This window comes from Stenotrophomonas sp. YIM B06876, assembly GCF_030711595.1.
GTDB lineage: Bacteria > Pseudomonadota > Gammaproteobacteria > Xanthomonadales > Xanthomonadaceae > Stenotrophomonas.
The window spans coordinates 1-7,882 of record NZ_JAUJUJ010000022.1 but is presented as its reverse complement, the minus strand read 5'-3'; the positions used below and the strand labels follow the sequence as shown (position 1 = coordinate 7,882).

Annotated in this window: 4 protein-coding genes, 2 tRNA genes and 1 pseudogene; 2 read left to right on the top strand and 5 right to left on the bottom strand. The window is 66.8% G+C overall.

The window, feature by feature from the left end; genetic code table 11:
- Nucleotides 1-223 precede the first annotated feature (223 nt).
- Nucleotides 224-310 (bottom strand) — tRNA-Leu (locus QZH66_RS10010).
- 147 nt (nt 311-457) lie between these two features.
- Nucleotides 458-544: transfer RNA gene (locus QZH66_RS10005), tRNA-Leu, on the bottom strand.
- A gap of 135 nt (nt 545-679) precedes the next feature.
- Here QZH66_RS10005 and rnr point away from each other — a divergent pair.
- Both rnr and rlmB read left to right on the top strand, forming a co-directional pair.
- The gene (gene rnr / locus QZH66_RS10000) at nt 680-3,172 is read left to right on the top strand and encodes a ribonuclease R (protein WP_305805797.1); all 2,493 of its coding nucleotides are present in this window, start codon (nt 680-682) and stop codon (nt 3,170-3,172) included.
- A gap of 170 nt (nt 3,173-3,342) precedes the next feature.
- Nucleotides 3,343-4,092: a 23S rRNA (guanosine(2251)-2'-O)-methyltransferase RlmB gene (gene rlmB / locus QZH66_RS09995; RefSeq protein ID WP_305805796.1), complete on the top strand. Its 750-nt coding sequence runs from the start codon at nt 3,343-3,345 to the stop codon at nt 4,090-4,092.
- A 131-nt stretch (nt 4,093-4,223) separates the two neighbouring features.
- Here rlmB and QZH66_RS09990 read toward each other — a convergent pair whose 3' ends face one another.
- From QZH66_RS09990 to QZH66_RS09980, 3 genes and pseudogenes are all read right to left on the bottom strand, one after another.
- Nucleotides 4,224-5,648, bottom strand: a complete 1,425-nt coding sequence (locus tag QZH66_RS09990; protein ID WP_305805795.1) for an efflux transporter outer membrane subunit — start codon at nt 5,646-5,648, stop codon at nt 4,224-4,226.
- Entirely contained in the window at nt 5,645-7,597 is a 1,953-nt protein-coding gene (locus QZH66_RS09985; protein ID WP_305805794.1) for a MacB family efflux pump subunit, read from the bottom strand. The genes QZH66_RS09990 and QZH66_RS09985 overlap by 4 nt, the downstream gene beginning before the upstream one ends.
- Nucleotides 7,594-7,882 (bottom strand): annotated as a pseudogene (locus QZH66_RS09980) (hypothetical protein); the annotation flags it as partial. The gene QZH66_RS09985 and the pseudogene QZH66_RS09980, both read right to left, overlap by 4 nt.

The following is a 7,882-nucleotide window of genomic DNA, read 5'->3' as shown; positions in this document are numbered from 1 at the left end:
AGAGGACTCGAACCTCCACGAAGTTGCCCCCGCTAGCACCTGAAGCTAGTGCGTCTACCAATTCCGCCACCTGGGCGACTCAGGAGGGGAATTGTGCCGGCCGGAACTGGAAGTGTCAACACGGCGTGAGCTGCTTTTTTGGCGGTGGGTTGCCGGAAAAACAATATCGAACGGCGGAAACGAAAAAACCCGCTTTCGCGGGTTTTCTCTTTAGTTTGAGTCATGGTGCCCAGAAGAGGACTCGAACCTCCACGAAGTTGCCCCCGCTAGCACCTGAAGCTAGTGCGTCTACCACTTCCGCCACCGGGGCGACTCAGGCGGGGAATTGTGCCGGCCGGAACTGGAAGTGTCAACACGGCGTGTGCAGCTTTTTTGGCGGTGGGTTGCCGGAAAAACAATATCGACCGGCGGAAACGAAAAAACCCGCTGTCGCGGGTTTTCTCTGTAGTTTGAGTCATGGTGCCCAGGAGAGGACTCGAACCTCCACGAAGTTGCCCCCGCTAGCTCCTGAAGCTAGTGCGTCTACCAATTCCGCCACCTGGGCGACTCAGGGGCGGAATTGTGCCGATGCAATCGGAAAGGGTCAATCTTTTTTTTGCAGACAGCGCTGCAGCACGGCGATGGGCGGGTTGCCGCCGGTTTCACCACGTCACGCCACAGGGCGTTACCATGGCCGGCAATGACAAAGAAAAAAACCACCGAGGCTGGTTCAAAAGCCCGCAAGTCCTCCGCCGGCCCCGCGCCGACGAAGGCCACGGGTGCGCCCCGACCCCCCAAGAACAAGAAAAAGCCGCTGCCGGGCTGGATGCCGGAAAGCCCGGCCAAGGGCAAAGGCCATGCCACGCGGGCGGGAAAACGCGGCGCCGGCGCCGACAAGCCCACCGCGCCTCGTGGACGTGCGCCATTTGCCGGTGCCCCGGGACAGGGGTTTTCCGATCCGCACGCCTCGCGCGAAGCCGAGCGCTATGAGCAGCCTATCGCCAGCCGCGAGGCGATCCTGCAACTGCTGGAGCGCTGCGGTGGACCGCAGAACGCCGAGGAACTCGGCCGGCATCTGGGATTGACCGAGCCTGATCGGGCCGAGGCGCTGGGCAAACGCCTGGGCGCGATGGTGCGCGATGGCCAGCTGGTGCAGAACCGTCGCGGCGGTTTTGCGCCGGTGCAGCAGCTGAGCCTGATTGCCGGCGTGGTGATCGCCAATCCGGAAGGTTTCGGCTTCCTGCGCCCGGACGAGGGCGGGGACGACCTGTTCCTGCCCCCGTATGAAATGCGCAAGGTCATGCACGGTGACCGCGCACTGGCCAATGTCACCGGCATCGACCGCCGCGGCCGCCGTGAAGGCAGCATCGCGCGCGTGCTGGAGCGCGGCGTCAACCGGTTGATCGGACGCTTTACCGTGGAAATGGGCATCAGCTATCTGGTGCCGGATGACAAGCGGATCCAGCGCAACGTGCAGATTCCGGCCGACGCCACCGGCGATGCCCGCGACGGCCAGCTGGTGGTGTGCGAGCTGACCCAGGCACCGGACACCCGGCGCCCGCCGATCGGTCGCATCATCGCGGTGCTGGGTGACAAGCTGACCCCGTCGCTGGTGGTCGAAGCGGCGATCCACGGCCATGAGTTGCCGCACGAATTCCCGCAGGAAGTGCTGGATGAAGCCGCCGCGGTGCCGCTGGTGGTCGAGGAAAGGATGATCGGTGGGCGCGTCGACCTGCGCGACCTGCCGCTGGTCACCATCGATGGTGCCGACGCCAAGGATTTCGACGACGCGGTGTATTGCGAAAGCAATCGCCAGGGTTTCCGCGTACGCAACCGGCAGGGTTACCGTCTGGTGGTGGCGATCGCCGACGTGTCCAACTATGTGCGGCCGGGTACCCCGCTTGACGACGAGGCGCAGAAGCGGGCCACGTCGGTGTACTTCCCCGGCTTCGTGGTGCCAATGCTGCCGGAGACGCTGTCCAATGGCATCTGCTCGCTGAATCCCAACGTCGACCGCATGTGTTTCGTCTGCGACATGCAGGTGAACAGCGATGGCGAGGTCACCCAGTCCAGGTTCTACGAGGCGGTCATGCGGTCGCATGCGCGGCTGACCTACGACCAGGTGTGGAAGGCGGTGGGCGAGAACGACGCGGAGGCACGCGCGTCGATCGGCCCTCAGCTGGGGCACATCGAGCACCTTTACGGGCTGTACAAGCTGCTGGAAAAGGCACGGGAAAAGCGTGGCGCGATCGAGTTCGAAACCTCCGAGGTGCGCTTCGAACTGGACAATCGCGGCGAGGTCACCCAGGCCGGGATGCTGGTGCGCAACGCCGCGCACAAGCTGATCGAGGAATGCATGATCGCGGCCAATGTGCAGGCCGCCAGGTTCCTGCTGGGAGCGCATGTGCCCGCGCCGTACCGGGTGCACGAGCGGCCGCCGGAATCCAAATATGCGGAGCTGCTCGAATTCCTCAAGGAGTTCAAGTTGAGTCTGCCGCCGTGGGGCAAGGTGCAGCCGGGCGATTACACCAAGCTGCTGAAGAAAGTGCGCGAGCGCCCGGATGCGGCGCTGCTGGAGTCGGTATTGCTGCGCAGCCAGTCGCTGGCGGTGTATTCCCCGGACAACAACGGTCACTTCGGCCTGGCGCTGGAGGCGTACGCGCATTTCACCTCGCCGATCCGCCGGTATCCGGATCTGCTGGTGCACCGGGCGATCAAGCACGCGCTGAGCGGCGCAAATCCGGAAAAGTACCGCTACACCCCGCACGAGATGAGCGCGCTGGCGCTGCAGTGCTCCGAGCGTGCGCGACGTGCCGACGAGGCCGAGCGCGAAGTCGACGAGCGCTATCGCGCCGCGTGGATGGAAAAGCACGTGGGCGGCGAGTTCGAGGGCGTCATCAGTGGCGTCACCAGCTTCGGACTGTTCGTCGAGCTGGTCGACTCCAAGGTCAACGGCCTGGTCCACGTCACCCAGCTGCCGCACGACTATTACAAGTTCGATCCGATCCGCAAGATGCTCAACGGCGAGCGCAACGGCAGCGAGTACCGCCTCGGTGACCGCGTCCATATCCTGGTCCTCAAGGCGAGCATGGAAGAGCGCAAGATCGACTTCCGCCTGGTGGTGGAAAAGGGCGCATTGCCCGGCTTGCCGGCACAGGGCCAGCCAGCCAGGCGCAGGAAACAGAAGTACTGAGTGACCGCGCGGAAGCCGGCCGGCTTCCGCGATCCGGCCCGCAGCGGTGACACCGCTGGCGCGTGTGGCGGGGTCCGTGCAGCGGATCACCGCCTTCGGGCCGGCGCAACAGCTGCGCCCGCGGGCGAATGCCCCTACCATTGCCCCTCTTATTCCCCCGTGTCCCACCCATGAGCAAGCAAAGCCAGTGGATCGTCGGCCTCAACGCCGTCGCTTCCTCGATCGAGAACGATGCCGAGAACGTCCGCGAAGTCCTGATCGAGGCCGGCGGGAAGAATCCGCGTCTGGTCGAAATCGAGGAAAACGCCCTGCGCAAGGGCATCGACGTGCGCAAGGTCAACGCGCAGGCGCTGTCCGGCGTTGCCGGCTCGGTGCGCCACCAGGGGGTGGCTGCGCGTTATGCCGCCGCCAAGCTGCTGGATGAGAACGAACTGCAGGCACTGGTCGATGCGGCCGAGGGCAAGGCGCTGCTGCTGGTGCTCGATGAAGTGCAGGACCCGCACAATCTCGGCGCCTGCCTGCGCAGCGCCGCGGCCGCCGGTGCTACCGCGGTGATCATTCCCAGGGACAAGTCGGCCACGGTCAATGCCACCGTGCGCAAGGTCTCGGCCGGCGCCGCCGACCGCATTCCGGTAGTGGCGGTGACCAACCTCTCGCGCTGTCTGAAAGATCTGCAGAAGCTGGGCGTGTGGATCTACGGGCTGGCCGGTGAGGCGGAAACCTCCCTGTATTCGCTGGACCTGCGCGGCAACATCGCCCTGGTGATGGGCGGCGAGGCCGATGGCATGCGCCGGCTGACCCGCGAAAACTGCGATGGCCTGGTCAAGATTCCGATGCCCGGTGAGATTGAAAGCCTGAACGTCTCGGTGGCCACCGGCGTGAGCCTGTTCGAGGCGGTGCGGCAGCGTCAGGCGCGCTGATCGCCGCAGAGCGGAGGGGGCACGTCAGCACGCGTCCGTGCCCCGTCACGGTGCCGCAGGCGCCGCTTCCCGACGCAAAAAGCCCCGCCTTTGGCGGGGCTTTTCCTGTCAACGGGCTCGAACCGGTCCGGTCACGAGGCGCTGCCGCCCAGCGCCTGGAACAGGGTCACATCATTGAGCAGTTGCCCGCGGCGGATCTGCGCCAGCGACAGTTCAGCGCTGCGCCGGGTCTGCTGGGCATCCAGCCAGATGCGCAGGTCGGTGGCGCCGGCGCGGTACCGCACCGCGTAGAGCCGCTCGACTTCCACCGCGGCATCGAACGAGGCCTGGGCCGAGGCGACCTGCTGTGTGAGCTGCTCGCGGGCCGACAGCGCGTTGTCCACTTCAGCCAGCGCGGTATACAGCGTGGTGCGGAAGCCGGTGGCGGCGATCTGGTAGCTGGTGCCGGCGATGCGCGTATCCAGCTGCATTTCGCGGAAGCGCAGGAAGGGCAGGCTCAGGCCGGCGCCAAGGGTGGCGACTGGATTGCTCAACACCTCCGACAGCGAGCCGCTGCTGCTGCCGACCGAACCGGTCAGGCTCAGCGCCGGGTAATAGCGGGTCGCCGCCAGCTTGATCGAGGCCAGTGACTGCCGCAGACGCAATTCGGCCGCGCGCAGATCCGGGCGCCGCGCCAGCAGATCGGCGGGGATTCCGGCCGCCAGGGCGGGACTGGAGGCATCGTCCAGATTCTGCGGCTCGTCGGCCTGCGGCCACGGGTTGCCGTCCAGCAGTACCGTGATCGCATTGCGGGTTTCCACCCGCTGCTGCAGCAGCTGGCTCTGGCTGGCGCGCTGGCTTTCCAGGTTCTGCGCGGCCTCATTGACCTGCAGGCGCGAAACCGCGCCGGCATCGAACTGCACCTGCACCAGCTCGCGGGTCTTGCGCAGCCGTTCCAGGTTGTCCTCGCCGCTGGCGATGCTCTGGTTGAGATAGGCCAGCTGCCAATACTGGCGGCAGATCTCGCCCACCAGCAGCAGTACGGTGTTTTCACGGTCTTCGGCGCTCGCGCTGGCTTCCCACTGGGCCACGTCGCGCTGGGTACGCAGCCGGCCCCACAGGTCGATTTCCCAGCCCAGCGAGACGCTGGCGCTGTTGCTGCGGCGCACGCTGTCACCGGTGTCGATGGCGCGGCTGCCGCTGCTGCCCAGCGAACCGTTGACGACGGGCCACAGGTCGGTGGTCGCCAGCCCGGCCTGCAGGCGTGCGCGGTGCAGACGCAGGCCGGCCGCGGCCAGATCGGCATTGGCGTCGAGGGCCGCGGCCACCAGCCGGTCCAGGCGGGTATCGCCAAAGCCCTGCCACCAGGCATCGCTGCGGGCATCGCGCAGCGGGTGGGTGGCATCGTTGGCCACGACCTGGGTGGGCGTGTTGGCAAGCGCATCGCCGCGGCCGTACTGGGCCGGAACCTGCAGCGTAGCGGCGCCATAGCGGCCGGCGCTGACGCAGCCGGCCAGGGCGGTGGCAATGGCGAAGGACAGCAGCAGCGGCCGCATCGGGGGAATCCACATCTTCATTCGCGCGCCAGCGCCTCCACAGGGTCAAGTTGCGCGGCATTGCGCGCGGGCAGGAAGCCGAAGGCCACGCCGATCAGGGTTGAACAGGCGAACGCGGCGACGATGGATGCGGTCGAGAACAGCAGGGTGAAGCTGCCACCGAAGGTCTTGAACGCCCAGCCGATGCCCAGCGCCAGGGCGATGCCGAGGATGCCGCCGAGCAGGCACACCAGCACCGCCTCGATCAGGAACTGCTGGCGGATATCGCTCTGGCGGGCGCCGACGGCCATGCGCACGCCGATCTCGCGGGTACGTTCGGTCACCGACACCAGCATGATGTTCATCACCCCGATGCCGCCGACCACCAGGGCGATGGCGGCAATCGCGCCGATCAGCACGGTCATGGTGCGGGTGGTGCTTTCAATGGTTTCGCGGATCTCGGCGCTGTTGCTGAGGAAGAAATCCTCGCTGCCGTGGCGCATCGTCAGCAGCCGGGTGATGGCCGACTGCGCCGCATCCATCGGCGTGGTGTCATCCACGCGCACGGTGATGCTGGAGACATGCCTCTGCCCGAGCATGCGCGACATCACCGTGGTGTAGGGCACCCAGATGGTCAGGCTGGTGCTGTTGCCAAAGCCCATGCTCTGCCGCTCGGCCACGCCGATCACCCGCACCGGCACGTTGCCGAGCAGGATGACTTTTCCAATCGGGTCCGCGTTGCCGAAGAACTGGCTGCGGGTGTTCTGGTCGATCACCGCCACCTGTGCCAGTCCCCGCACCGCACCGGCGTCGAACAGGCTGCCGGCCGAGAGCTTGACCCCCTTGACCCGGAAGAACTGCTCGCCAACGCCGCTGACCTGGGCGCTGGCCGACTGGTTCTGGAAACGCGCGGTCACCGATGACGACACGCTGGGCGTGGCGCTGTCGATGTAGCTTTGCGCGGCCAGGGCGTAGGCATCGGCGGCCTTCAACGTCTGTACCCGGCCCGAGCGCATGTCGCCAAAGCCGCGGCCGGGATAGACGTCGATGGTGTTGGTGCCCAGCGCGCTGATGTTCTTCAGGATTTCCTGCTGCGAACCGTTGCCCATCGCCACTACCGACACCACCGAGGCGATGCCGATGATGATGCCGAGCATAGTCAGGAACGTGCGCAGGCGGTGCGCGTTCATGGCCAGCAACGCCATCCGGAACGCTTCGATGAAACGGTCGCGCGCGCCCTGGAACGGCGAGCCGTGCACAGTGCGCGCGGCCACCACGCGGGTGGCGCGCTGGCTGTGCACCTTGTCGTTGCGGCGGTCGGCGATGATCTCGCCGTCGCGGATTTCGATGATGCGCTGGGCGTGCTCGGCCACGTTCATGTCGTGGGTGACGATGATGATGGTGTGGCCTTCGGCATGCAGCTCGCCGAGGATCGCCATCACTTCCTCGCCCGAGTGCGTGTCCAGCGCGCCGGTGGGCTCGTCGGCCAGGATCACCTCGCCGCCGTTCATCAGTGCCCGGGCGATCGACACCCGCTGCTGCTGGCCGCCGGACAGCTGGCCGGGCTTGTGGCCCATGCGGTCGGACAAGCCCAGCCGCTGCAGCAGTTGCGCCGCACGCTGGTCGCGGATCGGCCCCGGGGTGCCGGCATAGATCGCCGGTACTTCCACGTTGCCCTTGGCGTCCAGATCGCCGAGCAGGTGGTAGCGCTGGAAGATGAAGCCGAAATGTTCGCGGCGCAGTTCGGCCAGCTCGTCCGGTGCCATCGCCCCGGTCTCGCGCCCGGCCACCTGGTAGCTGCCCAGCGTGGGGCGGTCCAGGCAGCCGAGGATGTTCATCAGCGTCGACTTGCCCGACCCGGACTGGCCGACGATGGCGACCATTTCACCGGCATGGATATCGAGATTGACGTCCTTGAGCACGGCGATGGTTTCCTCGCCGGCCGGAAACTCGCGCCGCAGTTCGCGCAGGCGCAACAGCGGCTGGGTCATCGACGCGGACCCATCATCGGCGCGCCCATGCGCATGGTGTTGCCGCGGTTGCCCGCTGGGGCGGCCGCGCCGCCTTCACCCACCACCACCAGGTCGCCTTCGGCCAGCCCGTCCAGCACCTGCGCGCTGGAGCCGGTGTTGATGCCGATCCTGACCTTGCGCGGTTGCGCGCGGCCGTCCTTGTCGACGACCTGGACCATGTAGGTGCTGCCGTCCGCCGGCTCCGGGGTCTGGCCGCGTTCGCGCTTGCCGGCCGCTGCGGTGCGTCCTTCGCCGCGTGCGCCG